The sequence below is a fragment of the Alcaligenes sp. EGD-AK7 genome, from assembly GCF_000465875.3.
Classification (GTDB): domain Bacteria; phylum Pseudomonadota; class Gammaproteobacteria; order Burkholderiales; family Burkholderiaceae_B; genus Alcaligenes; species Alcaligenes phenolicus.
The window spans coordinates 41,153-67,187 of sequence record NZ_AVOG02000004.1 but is presented as its reverse complement, the minus strand read 5'-3'; the positions used below and the strand labels follow the sequence as shown (position 1 = coordinate 67,187).

At 56.3% G+C, this 26,035-nt stretch carries 25 protein-coding genes; 17 read left to right on the top strand and 8 right to left on the bottom strand.

The genetic code is table 11. The features are described 5' to 3' along the window. Positions 1 to 518 precede the first annotated feature (518 nt). The 6 genes from N879_RS07255 (at position 519) to N879_RS07230 (ending at position 5,319) form a co-directional block, all read left to right on the top strand. Positions 519 to 1,046 carry a MarR family winged helix-turn-helix transcriptional regulator gene (locus tag N879_RS07255; protein ID WP_009456186.1) on the top strand — a complete coding sequence of 176 codons (528 nt, stop codon included), beginning with the start codon at positions 519 to 521 and terminating at the stop codon, positions 1,044 to 1,046. Beyond that, a complete protein-coding gene (gene ectA, locus N879_RS07250; RefSeq protein ID WP_009456188.1) occupies positions 1,043 to 1,600 on the top strand; it encodes a diaminobutyrate acetyltransferase in 558 nt (185 codons plus the stop codon). Before N879_RS07255 ends, ectA begins: the two co-directional genes overlap by 4 nt. 97 nt (positions 1,601 to 1,697) lie before the next feature. After that, positions 1,698 to 3,005, top strand: coding sequence for a diaminobutyrate--2-oxoglutarate transaminase (gene ectB / locus N879_RS07245; protein WP_009456189.1), 1,308 nt, complete (start codon positions 1,698 to 1,700; stop codon positions 3,003 to 3,005). Next, on the top strand, positions 3,005 to 3,397 hold the full coding sequence (locus N879_RS07240) for an ectoine synthase (protein WP_009456191.1): 393 nt from the start codon (positions 3,005 to 3,007) through the stop codon (positions 3,395 to 3,397). Before ectB ends, N879_RS07240 begins: the two co-directional genes overlap by 1 nt. 18 nt (positions 3,398 to 3,415) lie before the next feature. Continuing rightward, positions 3,416 to 4,339 (top strand): ectoine hydroxylase, encoded by a 924-nt coding sequence (gene thpD, locus N879_RS07235; RefSeq protein ID WP_022983267.1) that lies wholly within the window; start codon positions 3,416 to 3,418, stop codon positions 4,337 to 4,339. 371 nt (positions 4,340 to 4,710) lie between these two features. After that, positions 4,711 to 5,319, top strand: coding sequence for a DUF2239 family protein (locus N879_RS07230; RefSeq protein WP_009456193.1), 609 nt, complete (start codon positions 4,711 to 4,713; stop codon positions 5,317 to 5,319). 116 nt (positions 5,320 to 5,435) lie between these two features. Here the strand turns inward: N879_RS07230 and ehuA are convergent, their stop codons facing one another. The 4 genes from ehuA to ehuB form a co-directional block, all read right to left on the bottom strand. Continuing rightward, entirely contained in the window at positions 5,436 to 6,221 is a 786-nt protein-coding gene (gene ehuA / locus N879_RS07225) for an ectoine/hydroxyectoine ABC transporter ATP-binding protein EhuA (RefSeq protein WP_009456195.1), read from the bottom strand. After that, on the bottom strand, positions 6,218 to 6,910 hold the full coding sequence (ehuD, locus tag N879_RS07220) for an ectoine/hydroxyectoine ABC transporter permease subunit EhuD (protein ID WP_009456197.1): 693 nt from the start codon (positions 6,908 to 6,910) through the stop codon (positions 6,218 to 6,220). The genes ehuA and ehuD overlap by 4 nt, the downstream gene beginning before the upstream one ends. Positions 6,911 to 6,912: 2 nt before the next feature. Continuing rightward, positions 6,913 to 7,584: an ectoine/hydroxyectoine ABC transporter permease subunit EhuC gene (gene ehuC / locus N879_RS07215; protein WP_009456199.1), complete on the bottom strand. Its 672-nt coding sequence runs from the start codon at positions 7,582 to 7,584 to the stop codon at positions 6,913 to 6,915. Between the two features lie 102 nt (positions 7,585 to 7,686). Continuing rightward, positions 7,687 to 8,553 carry an ectoine/hydroxyectoine ABC transporter substrate-binding protein EhuB gene (gene ehuB, locus N879_RS07210; protein WP_009456202.1) on the bottom strand — a complete coding sequence of 289 codons (867 nt, stop codon included), beginning with the start codon at positions 8,551 to 8,553 and terminating at the stop codon, positions 7,687 to 7,689. A gap of 520 nt (positions 8,554 to 9,073) precedes the next feature. Here ehuB and N879_RS07205 point away from each other — a divergent pair. From N879_RS07205 to N879_RS07180, 6 genes are all read left to right on the top strand, one after another. Beyond that, complete coding sequence (locus tag N879_RS07205) at positions 9,074 to 11,161, top strand: carbon starvation CstA family protein (RefSeq protein ID WP_009456204.1); 2,088 nt, start codon at positions 9,074 to 9,076, stop codon at positions 11,159 to 11,161. A gap of 1 nt (position 11,162) precedes the next feature. Beyond that, positions 11,163 to 11,393: a YbdD/YjiX family protein gene (locus N879_RS07200; protein WP_009456207.1), complete on the top strand. Its 231-nt coding sequence runs from the start codon at positions 11,163 to 11,165 to the stop codon at positions 11,391 to 11,393. Between the two features lie 485 nt (positions 11,394 to 11,878). Continuing rightward, on the top strand, positions 11,879 to 12,973 hold the full coding sequence (gene aroG / locus N879_RS07195) for a 3-deoxy-7-phosphoheptulonate synthase AroG (RefSeq protein ID WP_279630670.1): 1,095 nt from the start codon (positions 11,879 to 11,881) through the stop codon (positions 12,971 to 12,973). Positions 12,974 to 12,999: 26 nt separating this feature from the next. Next, positions 13,000 to 14,421 (top strand): FAD-binding oxidoreductase, encoded by a 1,422-nt coding sequence (locus tag N879_RS07190; protein WP_022983265.1) that lies wholly within the window; start codon positions 13,000 to 13,002, stop codon positions 14,419 to 14,421. Positions 14,422 to 14,622: 201 nt separating this feature from the next. After that, positions 14,623 to 15,738: a tRNA 2-thiouridine(34) synthase MnmA gene (gene mnmA, locus N879_RS07185; RefSeq protein WP_009456210.1), complete on the top strand. Its 1,116-nt coding sequence runs from the start codon at positions 14,623 to 14,625 to the stop codon at positions 15,736 to 15,738. Positions 15,739 to 15,747: 9 nt separating this feature from the next. Further along, positions 15,748 to 16,560, top strand: coding sequence for a sulfite exporter TauE/SafE family protein (locus N879_RS07180; RefSeq protein WP_009456212.1), 813 nt, complete (start codon positions 15,748 to 15,750; stop codon positions 16,558 to 16,560). Here N879_RS07180 and N879_RS07175 read toward each other — a convergent pair. Beyond that, positions 16,547 to 17,641 carry an alpha/beta hydrolase gene (locus N879_RS07175; protein ID WP_009456218.1) on the bottom strand — a complete coding sequence of 365 codons (1,095 nt, stop codon included), beginning with the start codon at positions 17,639 to 17,641 and terminating at the stop codon, positions 16,547 to 16,549. The two genes, N879_RS07180 and N879_RS07175, sit on opposite strands and share 14 nt — an antisense overlap. An 83-nt stretch (positions 17,642 to 17,724) precedes the next feature. On the opposite strand from N879_RS07175, the gene N879_RS07170 reads away from it, so the two are divergent. Continuing rightward, the gene (locus N879_RS07170; RefSeq protein WP_009456223.1) at positions 17,725 to 18,570 is read left to right on the top strand and encodes a helix-turn-helix domain-containing protein; all 846 of its coding nucleotides are present in this window, start codon (positions 17,725 to 17,727) and stop codon (positions 18,568 to 18,570) included. A 59-nt stretch (positions 18,571 to 18,629) separates the two neighbouring features. Here N879_RS07170 and N879_RS07165 read toward each other — a convergent pair whose 3' ends face one another. After that, positions 18,630 to 19,241, bottom strand: a complete 612-nt coding sequence (locus N879_RS07165) for a glutathione S-transferase family protein (protein ID WP_009456225.1) — start codon at positions 19,239 to 19,241, stop codon at positions 18,630 to 18,632. Positions 19,242 to 19,476: 235 nt separating this feature from the next. Here N879_RS07165 and purB point away from each other — a divergent pair, with 235 nt between their 5' ends. Together purB and N879_RS07155 are read left to right on the top strand one after the other, a co-directional pair. Continuing rightward, positions 19,477 to 20,853, top strand: coding sequence for an adenylosuccinate lyase (gene purB, locus N879_RS07160; RefSeq protein WP_009456227.1), 1,377 nt, complete (start codon positions 19,477 to 19,479; stop codon positions 20,851 to 20,853). Positions 20,854 to 20,951: 98 nt separating this feature from the next. Then, a complete protein-coding gene (locus tag N879_RS07155; RefSeq protein ID WP_009456228.1) occupies positions 20,952 to 21,404 on the top strand; it encodes a c-type cytochrome in 453 nt (150 codons plus the stop codon). 120 nt (positions 21,405 to 21,524) lie between these two features. Here the strand turns inward: N879_RS07155 and N879_RS07150 are convergent, their stop codons facing one another. Beyond that, positions 21,525 to 22,766 carry an ammonium transporter gene (locus tag N879_RS07150; protein WP_022983264.1) on the bottom strand — a complete coding sequence of 414 codons (1,242 nt, stop codon included), beginning with the start codon at positions 22,764 to 22,766 and terminating at the stop codon, positions 21,525 to 21,527. 14 nt (positions 22,767 to 22,780) lie between these two features. Next, entirely contained in the window at positions 22,781 to 23,119 is a 339-nt protein-coding gene (glnK, locus tag N879_RS07145; protein ID WP_009456229.1) for a P-II family nitrogen regulator, read from the bottom strand. A 1,468-nt stretch (positions 23,120 to 24,587) separates the two neighbouring features. Between glnK and N879_RS07140 the strand changes: the two genes are divergently transcribed. Both N879_RS07140 and N879_RS07135 read left to right on the top strand, forming a co-directional pair. Beyond that, entirely contained in the window at positions 24,588 to 25,064 is a 477-nt protein-coding gene (locus tag N879_RS07140) for a MarR family winged helix-turn-helix transcriptional regulator (protein ID WP_009456231.1), read from the top strand. Between the two features lie 88 nt (positions 25,065 to 25,152). Further along, entirely contained in the window at positions 25,153 to 26,031 is an 879-nt protein-coding gene (locus N879_RS07135; RefSeq protein WP_009456232.1) for a TauD/TfdA dioxygenase family protein, read from the top strand. Positions 26,032 to 26,035 lie beyond the last annotated feature (4 nt).

The window sequence follows — 26,035 nt, the reverse complement described above, 5'->3', positions numbered from 1 at the left end:
AGTCGCTAACGCTGCGTATCAGGCCGACAATCATGCTCCAAAGAACAATGGCGATCAGACCAATCAGGGTTGCCTTATCAGATTGCTTCATGCGGGTTTCAGTGTCTGCAAGGCACGGCGAGAACAGGAGCAGACTTTACTTGGCCAAGAGACTTATGGGTTAATGGACCGGGTTTGTATCAGGCTGTGCCGGTTTGCAAGCAGGGCTGTGACGCGGCACACCCGGTCTTGAGTGAAAACCGACAGGCCCCCACGGCAAGGGCTCGTGGCAGTTTACTGTAAGCGGCGTGTCGGCTCGAGCCACTCATGGCGAAAAGGGGAGCAGGCAGGGTATTTTCTGCGCCTTGCTGGTCCGCCCCCGTAAGCCAGGATACTTACATTTTTTTGGACTTTGAGTCAGAACCTCTTGTTTATGCTCTCTATGATTTTGAGTGTAAATCGGTTTGACTTGAATCTTTTCTAGGCATATCATTTCAACACGAATTAATCGTGCTGAATTATTTTGTTTGGCTAATTAAATGACCACAGATCAACACTACGATTTACGAATTTTGCGGGCTTTGCGCCAGATCACGCGCTCGATTGCCCTGCATTCCAGGCAGCTGTCGGCGTACAGCAATATCACCGCGCCCCAGTTGATCTGCCTGCGCACCATTATCGAAAAAGGCCCGTTGACGGCCACGGCCATCAGCCGCGAAATGCACGTCAGCCCCAGCACCGTGGTTGGTATTCTGGACCGCCTGGAAGACAAGAAGCTGGTGCTGCGCGAGCGTGGTCGTGAAGATCGACGCATTGTATTTGTCAGTGCGACACCAGAAGGGGAGACTCTGGCACGCGATACGCCGTCCCCCTTGCAAAAGAAGTTGTCGGACGCCTTGAAAGAGTTGCCCGAGCTGGAACAGGCCACCATGACCTTGTCCCTGGAGCGCATTGTGCGCTTGCTCGATGCTGACCCGGATGTTGTGCTGGAGGCCGACGATACGGCCTCGCCTATTCTTGAGGTCCCGGAAGGGGATGTCCCCCCCGAATCCGGGTTGGTGGTTTGACGGACCGACCTAGTCCGGGCAGCTCGGCAGGCAGCATCACTGCCGCCGACCCTGCCCCCAGTGACCCGGCGCTGACACTGCGTGCGCCCCTGTTGCGTGATGCGGCCGCAATCCATCAGCTGATTGCCGATAGCCCGCCACTGGATCTGAATTCTGAATATCTCTATTTGCTGCTCAGCGAGCACTTTTCCCGGACCTGCGTTGTCGCGCAGCGTGGGGAACAAATAGACGGTTTCATCTCTGCCTACTTTCTCCCCGACCGTCCTGATGTGCTCTTTGTGTGGCAAGTGGCCGTGCATGAGCGCGCCCGTGGGCGTCGTCTGGGGCAGGCCATGCTGGAGCATCTGCGACAGCGTCTGCGTGGCCGCTCCCTGCGCTATCTGGAAACGACGGTCAGCCCCGGTAACCGGGCTTCGCGTGGCCTGTTTGCGGCCATGGCCCGGCGTTGGGGCGCCCCCATGCAGGAACAGGAATTCTTTGATACCGCCTTGTTTGCCGCACAGGCTCACGAGGCAGAACCTCTATTACGAATCGGCCCCTTGGACTCTGGATAAGAGGGGACTTTACGCAAATGAACGGTAGAGCCGGTCTGGTTCGCTGATTGTTGTTTGTCGGCTCAAGACACGCCGTTCTATAACCAGGAGAGGAAATATGACTGATTTAAAAATATTCGACCGGATGGAGTCTGAAGTAAGGGGCTACGTCCGGTCCTTCCCGGTCATTTTCAACAAAGCCCGAGGCTCGGTTTTGGAGGACGAGTCAGGCAGGCAATACATCGATTTTTTCAGTGGAGCCGGTACGCTCAACTATGGGCATAACAATCCCCACCTGAAAGAAAAGCTGATTGAATACCTGAACACCGACGGCTTGGTACACGGTTTGGACATGGCCACCAGCGCCAAGAAATACTTTCTTGAAACGGTGGACAAAGTGCTGCTCAAACCGCGCGGGTGGGACTACCGCTTGCAGTTTACGGGGCCCACCGGCACCAATGCCGTGGAGGCGGCGTTAAAACTGGCACGCCAGGTCAAGGGTCGCCAGAATGTGATTTCCTTTACGCACGGTTTCCACGGCGTCAGCACGGGTTCCCTGGCAGTGACGGCGAACTCCAAGTTTCGTAGTGCAGCGGGTGTGGCCCTGGGCAATACCTCGTTCATGCCCTATGACGGCTACTTGGGACCGGACGTCAATACGATGGCTTATCTGGAGCGCTTGCTGGAAGACCCCAGCAGTGGTCTGGACCATCCTGCCGCGGTCATCGTGGAAACCGTGCAAGGTGAAGGGGGCGTGAACGTTGCTACACAGCGCTGGCTGCGTGAACTGCAACGTCTGTGCCGCGAGCACGACATGCTGCTGATTGTCGATGACATTCAGGTCGGTTGTGGTCGCACGGGCCGTTTCTTCAGCTTCGAGCAGGCCGGTATCAGCCCTGACATCATCACCTTGTCCAAATCCTTGTCCGGTTTTGGCTTGCCCATGTCTCTGGTTTTGTTGCGTCCTGAACTGGACGTATGGAAACCCAGCGCCCATAACGGCACCTTCCGTGGCAATAACCTGGCTTTCGTGACTGCGGCTCAAGCTCTGGAAAGCTACTGGGCCAACGAGGACTTTGAAGCCGAGATCCAGGGTAAGGAGCGTCAAGTGCGCGACTGGCTGGAAAACCTGGTGCACAGCTATCCAGATCGTGGTTTGAGCGTACGCGGTCGCGGCCTGATCCAGGGCCTGGTGACGCCGCCCGGTGCCGGTCTGGCCAATGAAATTGCTGCACAGGCTTTCAAGCAAGGTCTGGTGATTGAAACCTCGGGCGCCCACGACGAAGTTCTGAAGCTGCTGCCTGCCCTGACGATCAGCAATGAAGAGCTGACTCAAGGCCTGGACATTATTGAACGCAGCGTGGCCCAGTGCCTGTCCAAGCGCGGCAGCCAGGCCAAGATTCTGAAGATTGGAGGAGCACGCTAATGTTGGTCAAGAACGTACAAGATGTGATTGGAACCCGTGACGAGGTGCGCACGGACACCTGGGTCAGCCGCCGTGTTCTGCTCAAGAAAGACGGCATGGGTTTTTCCTTTCATGAAACCGTTATTTTTCCTGGCACCGAGACTCACATCCACTACCAGAATCACCTGGAAGCGGTGTGGTGCATCGAGGGCGATGGCGAAATCGAAACCGTTGCCGACGGCAAGAAATACGATTTGGGCCCAGGCGTAGTCTATGCCCTGGACCAGCACGATGAGCATTATCTGCGCGGTGGCAAAGAGCCGCTGCGAGTGATCTGCGTGTTCAATCCGCCCCTGACCGGTCAGGAAGTTCACGATGAGAAAGGGGTTTACCCAGCCATCGTGGAAGACTGAAGACCTAAGGAGAGCATGATGACAGTGACCATGAGCGATCTGTACACATCCCGTACAGAACGAACGGCGGCCATCGTCAGCCGCCAGGAGCCGGTGGTGTATCCGGATCCGGTAGGTAGCCAGCCTTTGAACAAGTCCCAGCTGCGGGAGTACGAGGACAATGGCTTTTTGCTGCTGCCTGATTTGTTCAATGCGCAGGAAGTGCAAGCCTTGCTGGGCAATGTGGAAGCCATGAGCACCGATCCCGGCATCTTGTCGCGTGAAGAAGCGGTGGTGGAAAAGGGCAGTCAGGCCGTGCGCTCGATCTTTCGAGTGCACGAGTTAAGCGAGCTGATTGCCCGCCTGGTGCGCGACCCGCGTGTACTGGATGTGGCCCGCCAGATTCTGGGCTCGGAGGTGTATGTGCATCAGTCCCGTGCCAACCTGAAACCGGGCTTTACCGGCAAGGAGTTTTACTGGCATTCGGATTTCGAGACCTGGCATATCGAAGATGGCATGCCGCAAATGCGCGCCTTAAGTTGCTCGGTGCTGCTGACGGACAATAATGTGTGCAATGGCCCCTTGATGCTGGTGCCGGGCTCACACCGTCAGTTCATCTCTTGCACAGGGCAAACGCCGGACAACCATTACAGGGAGTCCTTGCGCAAGCAGGAGTATGGCGTACCCGATCCGATCAGCCTGCGTTTGCTGGTGGATCAGGGTGGCATTGAAGCCATTACTGCCAAGGCCGGTTCGGTGATCTTTTTTGACTGCAATACCTTGCATGGCTCGGCCAGCAATATCTCGCCTTGGCCACGAGCCAATGTGTTTACGGTCTATAACAGCGTGGAAAACTGCGTGGGTGATCCCAAGCAGGGGCTGACACCCCGTCCTGCGCATGTGGCCACTCGCGGGCAGTTCCCTGTCCTGACGCCGTTGAACGGACCGCTGCTGGAGTCCTAGGCAGAAAGAAGGTCTGCGCCTTGTGCGCAGACCTGGCCGGATAAGACGCTCCCTGGATTTATTTCAGGGGGCGTTTTTTGTGGGCTCAGGATTGTGAAGAAGAGGGGAGCGGCCAGCGTCTGGGGGCGGGCGTTGGCAAATGACGGGTCTGCTCCGCACTGACTGACCGGCGTTCGGAAAAGCAGTTATCGGAGATGCTCATCAGATATGCCTCGGCATGTCCAGGAGTCCTTGTGATGGCTGCTGGACGGGATCAACTGTGTTAATGCACCCAATTAGCAACAATCGCTTATTTATACCCGGGTAATATTGACGGCTTAATATCATCCGGGTAAAAATAGAGCCTTCTTACTTGAAGCTCTGGTTTTGACATGAAAACGACTTACCCCAATACCTACACCAGCTTTATGGGCCACCGCCGTATCGCGTCCGGTCCCATGCTGACCAATGTGCTGGCCGTGAAGAAAGTGCTGGAGAGCCGGGTTAACGATCCCGTGCTGATCTTTGACGATGTGACAGGCCGTTTTGTGGATGTGAATACCCAAGGGACGGACGAAGAGCTGGCGCAACGCTATGCGCCAGTGGATGCTCCTGAAGTAGAGGTCGAGCAGACAGAGAAAGAAGCTCCACGCGGCCGTGGTCGCCCTAAGCTGGGCGTGATTCCTCGTGAAGTGACCTTGTTGCCACGACATTGGGATTGGCTGGCGACTCAACCCGGAGGGGCATCGGTTGCGCTACGCAAACTGGTTGAAGACGCTCGCCGTGCTAGCGCCGCCAAAGATCAGCGTCGCCAGGCGCAGGAACGAGCCTATAACTTCATGACTGCAATCGGTGGAGATTTACCTGGCTTTGAGGAAGCGATGCGAGCCTTGTTTGCCGATGAGCTGGAGCGCTTCAAAACCCTGCTGGCTGGCTGGCCGGAAGATGTACGGAAGCATGCCATCAAGCTGGCCGAAACTCCGGCGACACCCATGGCTTGATAAGACTTGGGGACTCCCGCCTGTTGCCTTTGCAGGAGATGGCTACCTTTTTGGCCAAAGCTGCTTGAAGGTGGCTCAGGGCAGAGCCACCTCCAAGTGACGTAGAGCGCAAGTGTTCAAGCTGCCTGAATAAAGTTGCTCAGGAACGCCTGCGTCCGCGCTTCCTGCGGATGGCAGAACACTTGTTCGGGTGGGCCGGATTCCACGATCACGCCTTTATCAAAGAAGCAGACGCGGTCTGAGACTTCCTTGGCAAATTGCATTTCGTGGGTCACCAGCAGAATTGTCAGATCCTGTTCCTGACTCAGCTTTTGAATCACGCCCAGCACTTCGCCCACCAGTTCCGGGTCCAGAGCCGAGGTAGGTTCGTCAAACAGCAGAATATTGGGTTCCATCGCCAGGGCCCGGGCGATGCCCACGCGCTGTTGCTGTCCGCCAGAGAGCTGGCTGGGGAATTTGTCGGCATGGTCGATCAGGCCCACCAGATCCAGATATTTGGTGGCCCGTTCGCGCGCCTGTTCTTTGGACAGGCCCAGCACATGGGTGGGCGCTTCAGTCACATTGCGCATCACCGTCATATGCGGGAACAGGTTGAACTGCTGGAACACCATGCCCATTTCCTTGCGCATCTCGCGCAAGTGGTTCTGGCTGGCGGGCACCAGCTTGTCATCGACCCGCTCGTGCCAGAGGGGTTTGCCCGCTACCGTGATGACACCTTCGTCGATGGTCTCCAGCGTCATCAGAATGCGCAGCACGGTGGATTTACCGGAACCGGAAGGGCCGATGATGGTGACTTTTTCACCTGGTTCCACCTGGAAGTTCAAGGCGTCCAGCACGGTGACATCACCAAATTTCTTGGTGACATTGTCAAATTGAATGATGGGGTTTGTAGAGTCAGTCATCGCAGGGGGATTCCTTGCTTGGGCAAACGCTGATCCAGCGCTCGTACCCCAGCGGATGCCAGGAGGGTCAGCAGCAGATACAGGCCGCCCACCATGGACAGGGGAATAATGTAGTTAAAAGTACGGTCACCGATAATCTTGGCCACATTCAGAACTTCCAGTACCGATACAACAGAGAGTACTGGCACGTCTTTCATGATGGACACCAGATAATTACCCATGGCCGGAATGATGCGCGGGATGGCCTGGGGCAGGGTGATGACCATAAAGGTACGCAGCGGGGAAATATCCAGTGCGCGGGCTGCTTCAGTCTGGCCATGGGTAACGGACTCCAGACCGGCTCGGTAGACCTCGGACAGATAGGCGCTGTATTGCACACCCAGTGCCAGTGCGCCGGTCAGAAAGGCGGGCAGCACAATCCCGTAGTCCGGTAGCACGTAGTACAGGAAAAATAATTGCACCAGCAAAGGCGTGTCGCGCAGGAATTCGGTCAGCACATAGGCGGGCCAGGAAATCAGGCGCAGACGCACACTTTTCAGGCCTGCCAGAATCAGTCCCAAGATAGCCGCAACACCAAAGCCCAGCACGGCGGCCTGGATGGTGACCCATAAGCCTTTAAGCAAAATAGGCAGGATAGACAGCGCAAATGCTCCGTTGCTGCTGGTGTCCCATTCAATACCAAACAGCATGTTCAGCTCCTTTGCGCACGCCAGCGGCCGGTTGCGCGTTCCAGCAATTTCATCAGGACGGTCAGCACCAGTGCCATGCCGAAGTACATCAGCAAGAGCAGGGTATAGATGGTGGTGCTGTCCTGGGTGAAGTTGCGTATTTGTTCAGCTCTGAAGCTCAAGTCGCCCAGACTGATCAGGGAGACCAGGGCGGTGTCTTTCAGATTTTGCACGGCCAGATTCCCGAAGCTGGGCATCATCTCGGGGATGGCCTGGGGCAGGCTGATGCGCCACAGGGTTTGGCGCTCTGTAAAGTCCAGGGCCTTGGCCGCTTCCAGTTGGGAATGTGGCACGGCCTGGATGGCACCGCGCACCACTTCGGCACCGTAAGCGCCAATGTTCAGGCCCAGGGCCAGGGTGCCGGCCACGACCGGGTCCAGACGCCAGTCCAGACCCATGGACTCGCCCAGAATGGGCAGGGCAAAGTACAGCCAGAACAGCTGTACCAATAAAGAGGTGCCGCGAAAAACTTCAATAATCGTGACGGACAGCGAGCGCAAGGCGACCGAGTGGGACAGCCTGCCTATGCCCAGGGCAAAGGAGGCGATGGCTCCCACCACGGTTGAATACAGGGTGAGCTGTATGGTGACCCAGGCTCCGTCCATCAGGGCCGAGCTGTAACTTAACCAATCCATATCAGGTTCCAGACAAGGGCAGGCGGTACACCTTCAGTGCGCTGTCGGCCTTTGCAAGGGGCCGCGCAGGCCCGTGCGGCCGCCTTACCCGCAGGTGAAGGATCAGGCTTTACACAGCTGTTCCGTGGATTTCTCAAACGAGTGCTTGGCGTCTTCTTCGGTAAAGCCGTGTTTGCTCAGGATGGCTTTCCATTCATCGGTTTTCTTGAATTCGGCCAGTTCCTTGTTCACCGCGTCGCGCAGGTCTTCGGATTCCTTGGCAAAGGCAAAGCCGCCCCAGCTACGAACCGGGTTGCCATTAATGATGGGGTCCTTGAACTCGGCGGCCAGCTCGACTTTGCCGCCCCCTTTGGAGGCCAGATCACTGGCGGTCTGGCCAGTTGCGGCATAGGCATCGGCACGGCCGGTTGCCACGGTGGAGATCGCATCCGCGTTGTTGGAAATAGTGATCATGCGGTTATCGGGCACGCCCAGGGCCTGCATCATTTCCAGCTGATCGGCACCGGCCATGATGGCGATCTTGTGATCAGTCTTGGCGAAGTCTTCGTAAGAGTGGATGTTCTTGGGGTTGCCCTTGGCGACCAGCAGGCCTTCACCGTAGGAGCTGTTGGGCTCGGAGAACAGCACGGTATTGCAACGTTGCGGCAGGATGGCCATTTCAGCGGCCACCATATCAAAGCGTTTGGCTTGCAGGCCGGGGATCAGGGAACCGAAATTAGCGGTTTCCCATTTGATTTCTTTGACGCCCAGACGCTCCATGATGGCCTGGGCCACTTCGGGGCCAGCGCCTTGGGCTTTGCCGGACATGTCCATGTATCCGTACGGAATTTCATTAGCAACGGCGACGCGAATCACGCCGCGCTCTTTGACTTGTTCCAGCGTGACTGCCTGGGCGCTGGAGGCGGCAGCCAGGGTGCCCAGCAGGGCAAAGGCCAACGCGCAGAGGGGCTTGGATTGTAGTTTCATCATGAGTCCTTTTCTCGCCTATACCATTTCGTTATGAATGATTTGTTTTACGAAAGATTTGCAGAGAAATCATAGCGCATAAAATCATTCGTACTCAAATTAAATGGATAGAAACTATCGCTCAAAAGAACTGATTAGAATTTATATATAAGTGAAAAGTTTGGTCTTAGGGAAAATGCGTGGTGCCTTGAGTACGTGTTTTCACTATGCTCCCAAAGATTAAAGAGCGCTTGTCCTCTCAAAAGCGCCTGGCTTATGCCTACCCCAGATTGATTCATGAATGAGTTCGGCGCGCCTTCGGGCGCGCCGACACCCTTTTGGAAAGTGCGCTTTGGCGCTCTTTCAAACCCTGCTGGTTCGGGAAATGCACGGTACCAAACGACTGTGCAGACCCTGCAAGAACGCCTGCCACACTCGGTATTGCGTCTCTTGTGCTGGCAGCTGGCGACTTCTTCAGATCAGAAGTGCGGCCAGAAGAAAAAGTTGGTGACAGACTTACTTAATGCAAAATCGTGGAGGCTCTATGAGCAGAGAAGAGGGCGGTTTTATAAAACAGCATCTGATTTGGGTGCTGGTTGCAGTGCTGGGGGCCTTTGCCCTGGGAACGGTGGCACTAAGCCGAGGGGAGAGCATCAATGCTCTATGGATCGTAGTCGCCGCAGTCTGCGTCTATTTAATTGCCTATCGTTATTACAGCCGTTTCATTGCTCGCAAGGTTTTTGAGCTGGACGCGACCCGCATGACGCCAGCGTGGCGTCATAACGATGGTCTGGACTACGTACCGACTAATAAACACGTGCTTTTTGGGCACCATTTTGCCGCCATTGCAGGGGCTGGCCCCTTGGTCGGGCCAGTGCTGGCGGCGCAAATGGGCTACCTGCCCGGCATGCTCTGGATTCTGGCCGGTGTGGTATTTGCGGGGGCGGTGCAGGACTTCACGGTGCTGTTCATCTCCATGCGCCGCGACGGGCGTTCGCTGGGGGATCTGATCAAGTCTGAACTGGGCACGGTGCCCGGTGTGATCGCCTTGTTTGGCGCTTTCATGATCATGGTCATCATTCTGGCTGTGCTGGCGCTGATTGTGGTCAAGGCCCTGATCAATTCGCCATGGGGCACCTTCACGGTAGCAGCGACGATTCCGCTGGCTATCTTCATGGGGATTTATCTGCGTTTCCTGAGGCCGGGCCGTATTGGCGAAGTCTCGGTGATCGGACTGATCTTTCTGCTGGCCGCGATTGTGTATGGTCAGGACGTAGCGGCGCACCCGACCTGGGGCCCGTTCTTCACCCTGAATGGCGAAGAGCTGACCTGGGCACTGATTATTTACGGCTTTATTGCTGCTGTGCTGCCCGTGTGGCTGCTGCTGGCTCCACGTGACTATCTGTCCACCTTCCTGAAAATTGGCACGATTGTGGGTCTGGCCATCGGGATTGTGATTGTGGCGCCCGAGCTGAAAATGCCAGCGACCACCAAGTTTATTGATGGCACAGGTCCGGTCTGGTCCGGGAGCTTGTTCCCCTTCCTGTTCATTACCATTGCTTGTGGTGCCGTGTCCGGTTTCCACGCTTTGATTTCCTCGGGCACCACGCCCAAGATGATCGAAAACGAAACCCAGGCGCGCTATATCGGCTATGGCGGTATGTTGATGGAGTCCTTTGTGGCCATCATGGCCCTGGTTGCGGCTTGCGTGATCGAGCCTGGCATTTACTACGCCATGAACAGCCCAGCCGCTTTGATTGGCACCACGCCTGAGCAGGCCGCGCAAGTGGTGTCCAGCTGGGGCTTCCTGATTACTCCCGCTGATCTGACCCAAATGGCCAGCGACGTGGGTGAAAACAGCATTATTTCCCGTGCCGGTGGTGCTCCTACCCTGGCGGTGGGCATGGCCTTCATCTTGCATAACGTCATCGGCGGGCCGGCGATGATGAGCTTCTGGTATCACTTCGCCATTCTGTTTGAGGCCCTGTTCATTCTGACGGCGGTAGATGCCGGTACGCGTGCAGGTCGCTTCATGCTGCAAGACTTGATGGGTACTTTTGTGCCGGGCTTGCGGCGTACGGAGTCGCTAGTCGCCAACTTGATTGCCACATCCTTGTGCGTGGCGGCGTGGGGCTACTTCCTGTATCAGGGTGTGGTCGATCCACTGGGTGGTATCAACACCTTGTGGCCTTTGTTCGGTATTGCCAACCAGATGCTGGCAGCGGTGGCATTGGTACTGGGTACGGTGGTGCTCTTCAAAATGAAGAAAGACCGCTACGCATGGGTGACCGTGGTTCCCACTATCTGGCTGCTGATTTGCACGCTGGTGGCAGGCTTTCAGAAAATGTTCCACCCCGCCCCCAAGATCGGCTTTTTGGCCCACGCCAAGGTTTATCAAGAAGGGTTGGCGGAACAAACTGTCATGGCGCCGGCCAAATCTCTGGAGCAGATGCAACAGGTGATTTTCAACGATTACGTGAACTCCACCTTGTGCGGTCTGTTCATCTTTGTGGTCTTGAGCATGGTGTTCTTTGGCATCCGTTGCGTGCTGAAAGCACGTCGCAGCATGGAGCCGCATTCTGCCGAGACTCCGTACGAGCCATTGCCGGCTCAAGCGGCAGCAGGAGCTTGATATGAAAGGATTATTGACAGGAGCCATTTCGCGCAGTGCCCAGGCAGGGCGGGGCACCGGGCGTTATCTGGCCACAACCTTGCGTCTGATGGTGGGCGTGCCTGATTACGAAACCTATCTGAATCATATGCGGGTGAACCACCCGGATCAGAAACCGATGGAGTACGCCGAGTTTTTCCGGGAGAGACAGCAAGCCCGGTATGGTGGCAAAGGGCGTATAGCCTGCTGCTAAATTAGGCGGCTAAGGGCCAGAACCCAGTGTTCTGGCCCTTTTGCATTTGTGCCTGGCAGTGTGCCATCAGGTTTGTATGTAGATGTAAAAATAAGACAAACAAGGCATCTAAACGATTTATCGTGGTTTTTCGCGATAACACGAAACAAAAGGGCCAATAAAAAACTCAAAACGAAACAATGATTTCGTTTGATGGTGCTTTTTAGGGTCCTGTTGGTATAAATATTTTGTTGTTCTGCGTTTTTGTGGATGAATCTTGCTGGTTTTGTTGGCGGCGCGTCAGGAACTGTGTTAGGATTTTTCCCATGACTTTCGCAACCCCCGTTTTCTTCTTTTATTTTTATGCTTTTCCGATGCCGCTGGTGGAGGAAAGGACGGGTTGCACCAAACACAAGTAAGACCTAAATCCTGAAATAAGCCGCCAGCATAGACCGGGCGGCTTTTTTTTCGTTTGCCCCCGGACCTGGCAAACCAACTGGAGTTCAATCGTGTCGCACAATACTGATGATTTACGGATTCGTGAAATTAAGGAGCTGTCTCCCCCATCCCATGTGATGCGCGAGTTCCCGTGTACCTCTGCTGTATCGACGACGGTTCACAAGGCCCGCCGCAGCATTCACAAGATCCTTCACGAACGCGATGATCGTCTGGTGGTCGTGGTCGGCCCTTGTTCCATCCACGATACCGAAGCCGCTATGGACTACGCGCGTCGCCTGACGGTCGAGCGCAAGCGCTTTGCCCCCGAGCTGGAAATTGTGATGCGCGTGTACTTCGAAAAGCCACGTACCACCGTGGGCTGGAAAGGGCTGATCAACGATCCCTTCATGGATGGCAGCTTCAACATCAATCAGGGTTTGCGTACGGCGCGTGAATTGCTGCTGGCCGTCAACCAGCTGGATTTGCCCGCTGGCTGCGAGTTCCTGGACATGATTACTCCCCAGTACATTGCTGATCTGGTTTCCTGGGGCGCCATTGGTGCTCGCACGACAGAGAGCCAGGTTCACCGCGAACTGTCCTCCGGATTGTCCTGCCCCGTCGGCTTCAAGAATGGCACGGATGGCAATATCCGTATTGCTCTGGACGCGATCAAGGCCGCTTCCCAGCCGCACCATTTCCTGTCGGTCACCAAGGGTGGTCACTCCGCCATTGTGTCCACCGTGGGCAATAACGATTGCCACGTGATTTTGCGCGGTGGCAAGACGCCGAACTACGACGCTGAAAACGTTGAGGCAACCAGCCAGGCCATGATCAAGGCCGGCATGGTGCCGCGTGTGATGGTCGATGCCAGCCACGCCAACAGTAATAAAGACTACCGCCGTCAGCCCGAAGTGCTGGCCGATGTTGCTGGTCAGATCTCGGGCGGCGATATGCGTATCTGCGGCGTGATGATCGAAAGCCATCTGGTAGGCGGCCGTCAGGACGTGGTGGAAGGCAAGCCTTTGACCTACGGCCAAAGCATTACCGACGGTTGCATCGATTGGGATGACACGGTGGCGGTTCTGGAAAAACTGGCTGAAGCGGTGCGTCAGCGTCGCCAGGCACGAGTCGCTCTTGAAGAGGGGGCACTTAGCCACTCATAATAGGGTTTTGCCTTTTTGGAATGCTCATGAATGCTCCCGGTCATGCCGACCTAGCGCGGCGCCCTTTACCTGAAGGTTTTGTAGAAGCCTTGCAGGCTCAGTTCCAAGAGCGTTGCTCGCTTTCGCACGCCGTGCGTGAACACCATGGACGGGATGAATCGCCGTATCCACCCATGCTGCCTGATGTGGTTGTTTTTGCTCGCAGCACAGAAGAAGTAGCCTGGGTGGCACGTCATTGTCATGAGCACCATGTGCCCCTGATTCCTTACGGGGCTGGCTCCTCGCTGGAAGGGCATTTCCTGGCGATTCAAGGCGGTGTCAGCCTGGATTTGTCCGGTATGGACGAGATCGTCGCAATCAACGCCGAGGACTTCACCGCCACCGTGCAAGCTGGCGTGACACGCATGGCCTTGAACGAGCATATCCGTGATACGGGCTTGTTTTTTCCCATCGACCCCGGTGCGGATGCCAGCCTGGGCGGGATGGCCGCAACGCGTGCGTCGGGTACCAATGCCGTGCGTTACGGCACCATGCGCGAAAACGTCCTGACTTTGAAGGTTGTGACGGCAGATGGCCGCATTATTGATACGGCTAACCGTGCCAAGAAATCCTCCGCCGGTTACGACCTGACCCGCTTGTTCATCGGTAGCGAAGGCACGCTGGGCATTATTACCGAAGTGACGGTGCGTCTGTACCCGCAGCCCGAAGCCATTTCGGCGGCTATCTGTAATTTCCCCGATCTGCGCTCTGCCGTGCAAAGCGTGATCGAGGTCATTCAAATGGGTATCCCGATTGCGCGTGTCGAGTTCATGGATACGGCCGCAGTACGGGCCACCAATGCCTACAGCAAGCTGACACTGAAAGAATCGCCCTTGCTGCTGTTTGAGTTCCACGGCAGCCCCAGCGGTGTGCAGGAACAAGCTCAGGTTGTCCAGGAAATTACCCGTGATAACGGCGGCATGGACTTTGAGTGGGCCGACAAGGCCGAGGATCGTTCCCGCTTGTGGACGGCTCGACACAATGCTTACTTTGCCGGTTTGCAACTGCGTCCTGGCTGCCGCTCCAGCACCACGGACGTTTGTGTGCCTATCTCCGCTTTGGCAGAGTGTGTGGCGCAAACCGCGGCCGATATGGATCAGGCTCCGTTCCCCTATACCATTGTGGGTCACGTGGGCGATGGCAACTTCCACGTCCTGATGCTGCTGGACGCCGATAGTCAGGAAGAGTGGGACGAGTCCGAGCGCTTGAACCATCGTCTGGTAGAGCGTGCCATTGCCATGCAGGGCACCTGCACTGGCGAACACGGTGTGGGCTTGCACAAGATGGAGTTCATGCTGGCCGAGCACGGTCAGGATGCACTGGATGTGATGAGCAGCATCAAGCAGGCGCTGGATCCTCACAACATCATGAATCCCGGCAAGATGTTGCCCCCGCGTCCTCTGGACTGATTCTGCGGTAGTCGCCTTGAAAGCCCAGACCATGTCGTCTGGGCTTTTGTGTCTTGGGCAGCACAGTTTTCCAGAAACCCCAGGTACGGACGGTGTCTGCCTGTACATGTGTCAGGGCAGGCGTACAATGCCTTTTTTAGTTAGTCAGGTGCGCACTGGGCGCAAAGCCCAGCCAATGCGGCACCTCTCATCATCACTGCAATGACTATTTCCACCAAAAAAGGTCGCGTCGTTATCGGAATGTCCGGCGGCGTGGACTCCTCTGTCTCGGCCTGGCTGCTTAAAGAGCAAGGCTATGAAGTCGTGGGCCTGTTCATGAAGAACTGGGAAGACGACGATGACTCCGAATTTTGCTCTTCGCGCCAGGATTGGCTGGACGCGGCCAGCGTGGCCGATCTGGTCGGGGTCGAGATCGAGGCGGTCAACTTCGCTGCGGAATATAAGGACCGCGTGTTTGCGGAGTTCTTGCGGGAATATTCGGCAGGTCGCACCCCGAATCCCGATGTTCTGTGCAATGCGGAAATCAAGTTCAAGGCCTTTCTGGATCACGCCATGACCTTGGGTGCCGACTGGATTGCCACCGGCCATTACGCCCGTGTGCGTGGCGTGCCCATGGCCGGGGGCGGCACCGACTACCAGTTGCTGAAAGGTCTGGATGCGTCCAAAGACCAAAGCTATTTTTTGCATCGCCTGAACCAGGCGCAACTGTCGCGCACCTTGTTCCCCTTGGGCGAGATCAATAAGCAGGAAGTGCGCCGTATTGCCGAGGAACTGAAGCTGCCCAATGCGGCTAAAAAAGACTCGACCGGCATTTGCTTTATTGGCGAGCGTCCTTTCCGCGAGTTCCTGAATCGCTATCTGCCCACTCAACCCGGTCCTATCAAAACACCGGAAGGGCAGGTATTGGGTCAGCACGTGGGTCTGGCTTTCCACACCTATGGTCAGCGCAAGGGTTTGGGCATTGGTGGTGTCAAGGGCAAGCAGCGCGAAGACGGTACCGCCGACGCCTGGTATGCCGCCCGCAAGGATCTGGCCACGAACACGCTGTATGTGGTGCAAGGGCACGATCACCCCTGGCTGTTGCAGTCTGAATTGAAGGCCGAGCAGACCAGTTGGGTAGCGGGCCATCCGCCAGCGCTGGGCCCGATTCATGCCAAGACCCGTTATCGCCAGGCCGATGCGGCCTGCACGATCCTGGCTGCCGAAGGCGACAGCCTGTCTCTTCATTTTGATCAGCCCCAATGGGCCGTAACGCCGGGCCAATCCGTGGTCCTGTACGACGGTGACCGCTGCCTGGGCGGCGGCATTATTCAATAAGAGGCGGGCATGGATCCCATTCTTGTCATCAGTTTGCTGGTGCTGGGTGCCGGTATTGGTTTGGCCGCCGGGCTGCTGGGGATTGGCGGAGGCATGATTCTGGTGCCGTTCCTGACCTTTCTGCTACCGCTGTTTGGTGTGCCGCAAGAGCTGGCCGTGCATGCTTCCATTGCCACGGCCATGGCCACGATTCTGTTCACCTCCTTGTCCAGCGTGAGGGCGCACCATAAACATGGTGCCATTCGCTGGGATGTGGTCAAGGTCATGGTGCCCGGCCTGATCCTGGGTGGGCTGCTGTCGGGCGGCGCGATTTTTGCCATGATCAACAGCACGGCGCTGGCGATTGTGTTCGGTGTGTTCGTCCTGTATTCGGCCTCCAAAATGGCACGCAAGTCGGCCCCGGTGCAAGGCCGCTCTTTGCCTGCCCCATTCTGGATTGCTGCCATGGGAGCCTTGATCGGTTTCGTGTCCGGTCTGCTGGGAGCGGGTGGGGCCTTCTTGTCTGTCCCCTTCATGCTGCGCGGCAATGTGCCTGTGCGGCAGGCCGTCGCTACCTCGGCCGCCTTGGGCTTTTTCATTGCTCTGGCCAATAGCGTGGGTTATATCTGGTCCGGGCAGGCCACCTTTGGCAGCCACCCCGGCATGATTGGTTTTATCTACTGGCCGGCCTTGTTGATTGTTTCGGCCACCAGTATTTGTACCGCCCCCCTGGGCGCCAGTCTGGCCCACAAGATCGATCAGGTGACGCTCAAGCGCATCTTTGCTGGCATGTTGACCGTGCTGGCGATCTACATGATTACGCAGGCCATCACACAGGCTTGATGTTTTCTGGCTGGACTTTGCCATACGCACAGTCCAGCCCATTCAGCTCGGTTTCTTCTGCCGGCTCAAAAACTCCCCCAGCTGTCCAGTGAATTGCTGTCCGTAGCGCAGTCATTGCCTGCTCGCTTTGCGGCAGTGTGCTGCCGTAAGCATGAAATTCGTGCGTCATATCCGGCCAGACATCCAGCCGTATATTGGCCCCCTGCTTGTGCGCCTCTCGGGCAAAATCCCGGATCATGTCGACCAGAATTTCCTTGCCCCCTGCCTGAATGTAGATGGGGGCCAGATGGCGCAGATCCTGTGCAATGGGCGAGAGCCGATCATCACTCCAGGGGCCGTTGCCCTTTAGCCATTGACCGTATTGCAGCGTTTGATAGCCCTGCACCATATCGTAGCGATCATGACCAAACTGGCTGGCGCCGCGTCGTCCTATATCCGTCCAGGGGCTTAGTGCCAAGGCCAGAGAAGGTTGGGGCAGTCCCGCTTGACGCAGGCTGACCAAGCTCATCAGCACCAGGTGTCCGCCTGCCGAGTCGCCTGCCAGGACAATATCCTGGGCGGGGATTCCACGTCCAAGCAGATAGCGGTAGGCGTCTAGCGCATCTTCCTGTTGGGCTGGGTGAGGGTGCTCCGGGGTCAGGCGGTAGTCCACGGCGAAGATGGCTATTTGCAGCTTGTAGGCCAGCAGACGAATGAAGTGGCGTGACACGATTGGGTAGAAAGCATAGCCGCCGCCATGAAAGTACAAGATGGTTTTGCTGCTGTTCGGACGATCTGGAATGAACCAGTCTCCCCGCGGTTCTGGGGACGTGCTGGCCTGCATCTGGACGGGCAAGTCCGGTTCGGCAATCGTGTACAAGCTGTCGAAATAGGCGCGGCCTTCAGCTATGGTTGGCAAGCGGAAGGCGTGGTTGAACTGCTTGCGATAGAACAGGGTGGCGATTTCAAAAGGCACAGACCAGCCGCGCACTAGCGGCTTGGCGATGATACGTCGAGCCAGTACGTCTATGGTGGTGGACCAGAGGGTGAGGGCGCTTCGGCAACGATGAGACCAGGAACCTTGCAAGATAGTTTTGGGCATAAAAGGGCGGGGCTGAAGTAGGATAAAAGGACTTTCAGTGTGGCCCGGCTTGCCTGGGCCGGATAGAACGGAAACGACCTCCCATGTCTGCTTTGCCTTGTGCCCGTTTGCATCACCCCAGCCGAAAAACGGCGTCCATTATCCATCTGGGCGTGGAGCGTGATACCCGTGCTCTGGATCTGCTGCCGCAGCAACGTCTGAACTGTTATCCGGCTTCGCCCCTGGTGGTGTTGTCCTGGGTTTTCCATGGCCAGCTGCACATGGTGCAGACGCCCGTGGATGGAGGGAGTCCGGTACTGTCAGAGCCCCTGCCCGGCATGCTGTTTGCCGGGCCTTCGCGCACACCTTCTATTAGCTGGTCTCCGGGGCCTGTCCATGCGATTTCGATTGGACTGTACCCGGATGCCTTAAAACGTGTGTTTGGTATCGAGGCCAGCGACTTTCTGGATCAGGTACTGCCCATGGAGCAGGTCTTGCCCGCTGCCAGCTGTCAGACACTTGGGCAAGCTGGCACAGAAGAAGGCCCTTTATTCGAACAACTGGAGGCGGCAATTCATCGTTGTGCTCATGGCTGTCTGGCGACAGAAGGTGCTGCCACCTTGCATCATTGGTTGACGGCATTGGGGATGAGGATGGCAGCAACACGCACGGGAACGGGCTTGCGTCAGATGCAAAGGCAATTCAAGCGTTGGGCCGGGCAGAGCCAGCGTGAGCTGCAGCTGTATGTGCGTGCCGAGCGGGCTTTTGCCTTGGTGCAGCAGCAGGAAAATCCGGTCTGGTCTGATGTGGCGTTGCAAGCCGGGTATAGCGACCAGTCTCATTTTGGCAGAGAGGTCAAACGGGTTTCGGGCTTTTCACCGGCTCAGTTCGCCCAGCGCATGAAGTCTGATGAGGCCTTCTGGATGTACCGATTGCTGGGCGAGGCCTGAACCAGCAGGCATAAAAAAACCCATTCAAAAGAATGGGCCCTGGCTTGCTGGCGCAACGCTCACTGCGTAGGCGGTAAGGTGCTGGCAAACGAGGGGCGCGCTTGGAGTTTTTCATCCAGGCGTTGCAGATTGCCGTACTGCGAGCGCCAGTCCAGTTCAGGAAAGCGCAGATCCAGATAACCCAGTGCGCAGCCTACGGCAATGTCGGCCAGGCTAAAGCTGGTGCCCATGCAAAAGGACTGGTCACCCAAGGTGTTGTTCATGGATTGCAGGGCGGCGGTAATCTTGCTGTTTTGGCGGTCAATCCAGGCGGGTAGACGCAGCTCTTGGGGACGGCGTTTTTCCACCACGATGGCAACGCAGGCATCAAGCAAGCCATCTGCAATGGCTTCCCAGCATTTGACTGCAGCGCGATCACGTCCGGCTTGGGGAATCAGGCGGCCGACGGGCGAGAGGGTATCCAGATACTCGACGATCACGCGGGAGTCAAACAGATTTGCCTGATCATCCATAATCAGACAGGGGACTTTGCCCAGTGGATTGTGCTTCAGAATATCGCTGTCATCGGCCCACACATCCTCCAGAATCAGCTCGTAGTCGAGCTTTTTTTCCGCCATGACAACACGCACTTTGCGCGCGTATGGGCTGGTGAGGGAAGCTAGAAGTTTCATAAAAAGCTATCAAAAGTTGCAGGCTCAAAAAGTATAGCAGGAACCTATGGGCGAACGTCCCGCAGGCCGGGCCTGAACCTGTCGCTGGAAACAATGTTGGAAAACTGTGGTTTATTCGTCAAAGCCTCGAACAGCCGTCGCATTCTGCCCCCATGCTGAACGCGTGGCATACGGGTGCCAGCCTGCAATGTTAGAATGCGGGCTGACTTTATTCCCCCTTCTTTTCTGTAGAACGATGCACATAGCCGATACCCTGAGCACTCTGAATGCCTTGTCGCCATTGGACGGGCGTTATGGCAGCCGTACCGCCCCCTTGCGTGGCCTGTTGTCCGAAGCCGCATTTATGTGGCATCGCGTAGAGGTCGAAGTGGCCTGGTTGATCGGCCTGTCCGACGCGGGTCTGCCCGAACTGCCTACTTTCTCCGCCGAAGCTCGCGAGGTACTCAAGAGCCTGGTGCAGAACTTCTCGGAAGACGATGCCGCCCGCATCAAAGCCATCGAGCGCACCACCAACCACGACGTGAAAGCCGTGGAATACTGGTTGAAAGAAAAAGTGGCCGACCACGCTGAGCTGTCCGCTGCGGCTGAGTTCATCCATTTTTCCTGCACCTCTGAAGACATCAACAACACCTCGCATGCGCTGATGCTGACGCGTGCTCGTGAACAAGTAATCTTGCCGCAACTGCAAGAAGTGTGCGATGCCATCAAGGCTCAGGCCCGCTTGCACGCCGAGCAGCCTTTGCTGTCGCGCACCCACGGTCAGCCTGCCAGCCCCAGCACCATGGGCAAGGAATTTGCCAACGTGGCCGCTCGCCTGCAAAACGCCATTGCGGCCATTGCTGCGGTCCAGCCCCTGGCCAAAATGAATGGTGCCACCGGCAACTACAACGCGCACTTCTCGGCTTACCCCGAAATTGATTGGCCAGCCTTCAGCCAGAAAGTGCTGGCTGGTCTGGGTCTGACGCAAAACGTCTACACCATTCAGATCGAACCCCACGACTGGATGGCCGCTCTGTTTGACGCCATCGCTCGCGCCAACACCATCTTGCTGGACTTCAACCGTGACGTCTGGGGCTACATCTCCCTGGGTTACTTCAAGCAGCGCCTCAAAGAAGGCGAGATCGGTTCGTCCACCATGCCGCACAAGGTCAACCCGATTGACTTTGAAAACTCGGAAGGCAACCTGGGCCTGGCCAATGCCATGCTGCGCCACCTGTCCGAAAAGCTGCCTATTTCCCGTTGGCAGCGTGACCTGACCGACTCGACCGTGCTGCGTAACCTGGGCGTGGCTCTGGGTTACAGCGTGGTGGCTTACGACGCCTGCCTGCGTGGTCTGGGCAAACTGGAACTGAACGCCGCAGCTGTCGATGCGGACATCGACGCATGCTGGGAAATCCTGGCCGAGCCGGTTCAAACGGTGATGCGCCGCTACGGTTTGCCCCAGCCTTACGAGCAACTCAAAGCCCTGACACGTGGTCGTGGTATTACTCAGGAAGCGTTGCGCGAGTTTATTGGCGGTCTGGAACTGCCCGCAGACGCTAAAACCTATTTGCTTGAGCTAACTCCACGCAGCTATCTGGGTGTGGCAGTAAAGTTGGCCCAGGCGATCTAAATCCAAACGGCTGTGTTCTTGCACAAGGGCACAGCCAGCCGGGTATCTTGAGCCAGTGCTTTATGAAGTGTTTTATGTTTCATCACACAGGAGTTCACATGAAAAAATTCGCGTTTCTGACTGCCGCTGCCGCCTTGTGTGCTGCGTTTGTCACGCCTGCTACCGCCCAGTTTGCCAAGCCAGAACAGGCCGTGGACTACCGTCAAGCCAGCATGTCACTGATTGGCTCGCACTTTGGTCGTATGGCTCCCGTGGCCAAAAAAGAAGCACCGTATGATGCGGCTGCAATCGCTAAAAACGTAGAAGTGCTGACGGTTTTGGCGGCTTTGCCTTGGGGCGCATTTGGCGCTGGTACCGAAGGCGGCGAGACCAAAGCTGAGGCCTGGAGCGATGCTCAGGGTTTCAAGCAAGCTACCGATGATTTCACCGCTGCAATCGATAAGCTGAAAGTGGCTTCCGATTCGGGCGACTTTGATGCCTTCCGCGTGGCTTTCGGTAATGTGGGCAAGTCCTGTAAGACTTGTCACGACGCTTACCGCAAAGAAAAATAAGCAACTGGTTTGCCTATAAAAAAAAGCCCTCGAAAGAGGGCTTTTTCTTTTAGGCCTGTGCCTGTGTGTAAAGGGAGCAGTTTGCCTGCAGGCAAGATTGGCACGAATCATGATGGGATCTCAGTGTTGATAACCCGTTTCACCGTGGGTACGGATATCCAGACCTTCGCGCTCGTGGTCAGCATCGACACGTAAGCCGCCGCAGACTAGTTTGGCAACGGTGAAGGCAATCCAGGCAGCCACACCGGACCAGACCAGCGTAACCAGCACGCCTTCGAGCTGAATCCACAACTGCATCCAGATACTGTTGCCAGCTGCAGTACCAGGCCCCCCCAGAACAGGTGCGTTGAACAGACCTGTGAGCAAAGCGCCCACAATCCCGCCCAAACCGTGAATGCCAAAAACGTCCAGCGTATCGTCGGCGCGTAACCAGCGCTTCAGAACATTCACACCCCACAAGCACGCCAGGGAGGTAATCAGGCCAATGGCCAGTGCGCCGGAAGGAGCCACAAAACCGGCTGCCGGGGTAATGCCGACCAAACCTGCGATCGCACCCGAGCAGGCACCCAGCAAGGAAGGATGACCTTTGCTGATCCATTCACCCAAAGTCCAGGCCACAACGCCGATGGCGGCTGCCAGCATGGTGTTGAAGAATGCCAGCGTGGCATTTTCATTGGCCGACAAAGCCGAGCCTGCGTTGAAACCGAACCAGCCTACCCACAGCAGAGCAGCACCAATAAAGGTCAGGGGCAGGTTATGAGGTGGCATGGCTTCACGACGGTAGTTCAGTCTGGGGCCAATCATCCAGGCACCGACCAGACCGGCAATACCGGCGTTGATATGCACCACAGTGCCACCGGCAAAGTCCAGCGCGCCACGGGAGTTGAGCAAGCCGCCGTTCTGTTCATCGGCAAACCAGACCATATGGCAAATGGGCAGATAGGCCAAAGTGAACCAGATCACGGTAAAGACCAGGATGGCGGACAGGCGGGTACGTTCTGCCAGACTACCGACAACCAGAGCGCAAGTCAGACCGGCGAAGGTGGCCTGAAAAGACGCAAACAGCAGTTCAGGCAAGGTGCCCGACATGGAGAACTGTTGGTCAACAGCGGTGAACATGCCGTTGAACAAGACCTTGTCGAAACCGCCAATCAAGGGATTGCCAGCGGTAAAGGCCAGTGAGTAGCCATAGATAAACCACAGCACCACCCCCAGACTGAACACCAGCAAGGTCTGGGACAACATGGACAAGGCATTTTTTTGACGCACCATCCCCGAGTAAAACAGGGCCAGGCCCGGCGCGGCCATCATCAGTACCAGAAGCGTGGAGACCAGCATCCACGATAGATCAGCGTTGTTCATGATGGAGTCTCCGATTACAGGGCTTGCTCATCGCATTCGCCGGTGCGGATGCGGATGACATGGTCCAGCGGCTGGACAAAGATCTTGCCGTCACCAATACGTCCGGTGCGGGCACTGCTTTGAATGGCCTCCAGAACGCTTTGCAACTGCTCGTCGGGAATAGCCAGTTCAATGCGGATCTTGGGCAGGAAGTCGACTGCATACTCCGCACCGCGGTAAAGCTCGGTGTGGCCTTTCTGACGACCAAATCCCTTGACCTCGGTAAGCGTCATCCCCTGTATGCCCAGATCGGAAAGGGCCTCGCGTATCTCGTCAACCTTGAAGGGTTTGACGATGGCGGTAATCAATTTCATAGGTGTTCCTGAAGTAAACACAGGCAAGCTGGCCTTGCGGATGCAATGGAACGCCGAGAGGGGTAGGAGACGGTTGAGAGGGGGCCGACCGGGATGGGTAATCCTGGTGGATGGCTTGTGTGCAACCGGGCAACGCCGGTTTGAGCGACTCTCCGGCTGTCAGCAGGGTGTGCGACAGCGCGAACGCAAGTGGTAGGCAAGCGGACCTGTGTTGTAGGTTGAAGAGCAACACAATTCCGGCAAGGCGAGTAAGCTAGCTAGGCACGTGACCCCGGTCTTGCCTAGTCGGTGGGCAGCGAGATAACAGCAGCGCTCTGTGACGCCTGTCTCCGCTCATCTCACCACCGCAGGAACAACGACTATGGAAAAATAATATATGTTGCGGCGCAACAAGTGCGCATTTTTTTTTAATAGTCTTAACTTTGCAACATTCGGTTCAGAAAAATGACCGACTGCAGAGCAGGCAGAACAGACCTGTTCGTGCTGGAATTGCCGTGGCTGAATGGCAGGCAGGGCGCCAGGAGGATTCACAGGGCAGCCCGCGTGTCAGCGCTGCCCGTGTATGGATAGAGCTAGTTCTGCGACTAGCAAGGATCAAGAGAGCAGCTCAGGACCTTTGTGCTTTCTGGTTTTTTTGCTGTCTGTACTCTGAGTGGGGAAGGTAAGCGGTACATGCCGCCGGTTAAATGCCTGCAGACCTCCTTGCCATAATTTGAATCCCAGGCAGGCGTCCCATTTGTCGCGTTGGTATAGCCAATGGGTGTGACAAACAGTGCAGTGATACAGACTTTCGGTGCTTTGTTCGTCAGTGTCATCGACTCGTCTGATGGGTTTGAGGTAAGGATGTCGTTGAGCGTTGGGTTGCGATAGTGGAAGGGTTTGGCACATGATGCACATGGTGCCTCGGTCTAGCTGGGCCATACAATGCTCCTCAAATAATTTTGTGGTTGATGTAATAGCGTTTGCAAACTAGCTTGCCAATTAGCGTAGGGTGATGGTTTGTAATAAATATCACCACGATTCACTGTACTGCAGAAAATGTGACAGCCGTTTCAGGCCGCATCTCAATGTAATGACATGCGACCTGCGTATGGCGAGCAAGTGTTCAAATTCCTGCAAATAGCAGCGTCAAAAGCTCTGGCCTTTGACTATTTTTTGGATGGCGGCTCATTGCCAGGAATCTTTTTAGGGTCCGGCTCGGGGTTGGGCGTTTTGCCGGGAGGAGTGGTGTCGGGCGCTTTGGTGGGATCAATGGCAATTGGCATGAACATCTCCTGACTGAAGTGATCTTCCAGCGTATCGGATTTAGGGCGCAGCTAAAGTAAACAACTATGACTGCAGGGCAGGCCGCTCTTGTTTTTTCTTGTTGCATCGAAAAGAAGCTGGGTAGCCAATCGGCGAAGCCATTGCCTGGCGATGCTATGATCAAACTCCTTACAGAAAGCGGACTAGCGCCTTGGGAAGCGAGTTGGAAAAAACCACCCTGGACCTGGAGAATTTTCTCCCTTATCAAGTCACAATACTGGCCTCGCATATTGCGGTGACCTTTGCGCGTCAGCATGCACAGCAATTTGGTTTGTCCATTCCAGAGTGGCGCATCATTGCGACCCTGGGACGCTATGGCACCCTGACCTCGGGCAGTTTGACCGAGCGCACCAGCATGGACAAGGCCAAGGTCAGCCGTGCCGTTTCTCGCCTGACAGCCGCTCAGTTAATTGCTCGTCGCGATAATGAAAACGATATGCGCAGCAATCTGCTGTGTCTGACCGAGCAGGGCCAGCAAGTGCACGATCGCATTGTGCCTATCGCTCTGGGTCTGGAGCAGGAGCTGACGTCCGTGCTTAGCCAGGAAGAGCTCAGCTCCTTTAAAGAGATGATGACGCGCCTGGAGAACCGTATGGTCCAGCGCTTTGGCAGCGATTTCAGCGGCGACGCACATATTTGAAGTCTCAAGGGTAATCACCGAGTTGTACTGGATATTTCTCACGCTAATATTGTTTCGTTTGAAACGAAACAATATTCAGGAGAGGATCATGACGCAGGTCGTAGACAGCCCAATCGCAGCCAGCCGCTTGGAAACCACAATCATGTCGCCCGCTATCGGTGTCGAGGTAGCGGGTGTCGATTTGACTCAGGCCCTGGAGGATACGCAGGTACAGGAGCTGCGCGCCTTGTTGTTGAAGCATCAATTGCTGGTGTTTCGCGACCAGCCTTTGAATGCGGCACAGCATGTTGCATTTGCCCGTTGCTTTGGTGAGCTGGAAGTGCATCCGGTTTTTCCACACGATCCGGACTATCCCGAGCTGGTGCTGCTGGGGGGCAATAACACGCAGCCGGGGCGTGAGAATATCTACCATAGCGATGTCAGCTGGCGGGCCGAACCTTCCATGGGTTCCATTCTGCGTTGCATTGAATGTCCACCCGCCGGGGGCGATACGATCTGGTGCAATATGGCACTGGCCTATGAGAACTTGCCGCCTCACATCAAAAATATTTTGCACGAGCTGGAAGCCGTACACGATTTATTGCCCGGTTTCATAGACCGTATCCCCGAGGAGGACAGAGCTGCGTTGCGAGATCGTTTTCCAGCGCAAACACACCCTGTGGTGCGCACTCATCCAGAAACTGGCCAGCGGATTTTGTATGTCAGCAGCTGGACTACCCATCTGGCCAATTACATCGAAACCGGCTTTTTCCGTGGCATGCCCGAGCTGCAAAGCGGCGCTCATTTCCTGCTGCAGTATTTGGTGGATCAGGCCCGTCACCCGGAGTATCAGGTGCGCTTGAAATGGCAGCCTCACACCATTGCGTTTTGGGACAACCGGGCCACCCAGCATTACGCCGTTCAGGACTACTTTCCTTTGCCCCGCAAAATGGCCCGAGCCACCATTATTGGTGACCGTCCTTATTAATCGT

Excerpts from the sequence above, each read along its gene's own strand:
- N879_RS07255 (WP_009456186.1), top strand. The coding sequence starts at position 519 with ATGACCACAGATCAACACTACGATTTACGAATTTTGCGGGCTTTGCGC.
- ectB (WP_009456189.1), top strand. The coding sequence starts at position 1,698 with ATGACTGATTTAAAAATATTCGACCGGATGGAGTCTGAAGTAAGGGGC.
- N879_RS07240 (WP_009456191.1), top strand. The coding sequence starts at position 3,005 with ATGTTGGTCAAGAACGTACAAGATGTGATTGGAACCCGTGACGAGGTG.
- thpD (WP_022983267.1), top strand. The coding sequence starts at position 3,416 with ATGACAGTGACCATGAGCGATCTGTACACATCCCGTACAGAACGAACG.
- N879_RS07230 (WP_009456193.1), top strand. The coding sequence starts at position 4,711 with ATGAAAACGACTTACCCCAATACCTACACCAGCTTTATGGGCCACCGC.
- ehuA (WP_009456195.1), bottom strand. The coding sequence starts at position 6,221 with ATGACTGACTCTACAAACCCCATCATTCAATTTGACAATGTCACCAAG.
- ehuD (WP_009456197.1), bottom strand. The coding sequence starts at position 6,910 with ATGCTGTTTGGTATTGAATGGGACACCAGCAGCAACGGAGCATTTGCG.
- ehuC (WP_009456199.1), bottom strand. The coding sequence starts at position 7,584 with ATGGATTGGTTAAGTTACAGCTCGGCCCTGATGGACGGAGCCTGGGTC.
- ehuB (WP_009456202.1), bottom strand. The coding sequence starts at position 8,553 with ATGATGAAACTACAATCCAAGCCCCTCTGCGCGTTGGCCTTTGCCCTG.
- N879_RS07205 (WP_009456204.1), top strand. The coding sequence starts at position 9,074 with ATGAGCAGAGAAGAGGGCGGTTTTATAAAACAGCATCTGATTTGGGTG.
- N879_RS07200 (WP_009456207.1), top strand. The coding sequence starts at position 11,163 with ATGAAAGGATTATTGACAGGAGCCATTTCGCGCAGTGCCCAGGCAGGG.
- N879_RS07190 (WP_022983265.1), top strand. The coding sequence starts at position 13,000 with ATGAATGCTCCCGGTCATGCCGACCTAGCGCGGCGCCCTTTACCTGAA.
- mnmA (WP_009456210.1), top strand. The coding sequence starts at position 14,623 with ATGACTATTTCCACCAAAAAAGGTCGCGTCGTTATCGGAATGTCCGGC.
- N879_RS07180 (WP_009456212.1), top strand. The coding sequence starts at position 15,748 with ATGGATCCCATTCTTGTCATCAGTTTGCTGGTGCTGGGTGCCGGTATT.
- N879_RS07175 (WP_009456218.1), bottom strand. The coding sequence starts at position 17,641 with ATGCCCAAAACTATCTTGCAAGGTTCCTGGTCTCATCGTTGCCGAAGC.
- N879_RS07170 (WP_009456223.1), top strand. The coding sequence starts at position 17,725 with ATGTCTGCTTTGCCTTGTGCCCGTTTGCATCACCCCAGCCGAAAAACG.
- N879_RS07165 (WP_009456225.1), bottom strand. The coding sequence starts at position 19,241 with ATGAAACTTCTAGCTTCCCTCACCAGCCCATACGCGCGCAAAGTGCGT.
- purB (WP_009456227.1), top strand. The coding sequence starts at position 19,477 with ATGCACATAGCCGATACCCTGAGCACTCTGAATGCCTTGTCGCCATTG.
- N879_RS07155 (WP_009456228.1), top strand. The coding sequence starts at position 20,952 with ATGAAAAAATTCGCGTTTCTGACTGCCGCTGCCGCCTTGTGTGCTGCG.
- N879_RS07150 (WP_022983264.1), bottom strand. The coding sequence starts at position 22,766 with ATGAACAACGCTGATCTATCGTGGATGCTGGTCTCCACGCTTCTGGTA.
- glnK (WP_009456229.1), bottom strand. The coding sequence starts at position 23,119 with ATGAAATTGATTACCGCCATCGTCAAACCCTTCAAGGTTGACGAGATA.
- N879_RS07135 (WP_009456232.1), top strand. The coding sequence starts at position 25,153 with ATGACGCAGGTCGTAGACAGCCCAATCGCAGCCAGCCGCTTGGAAACC.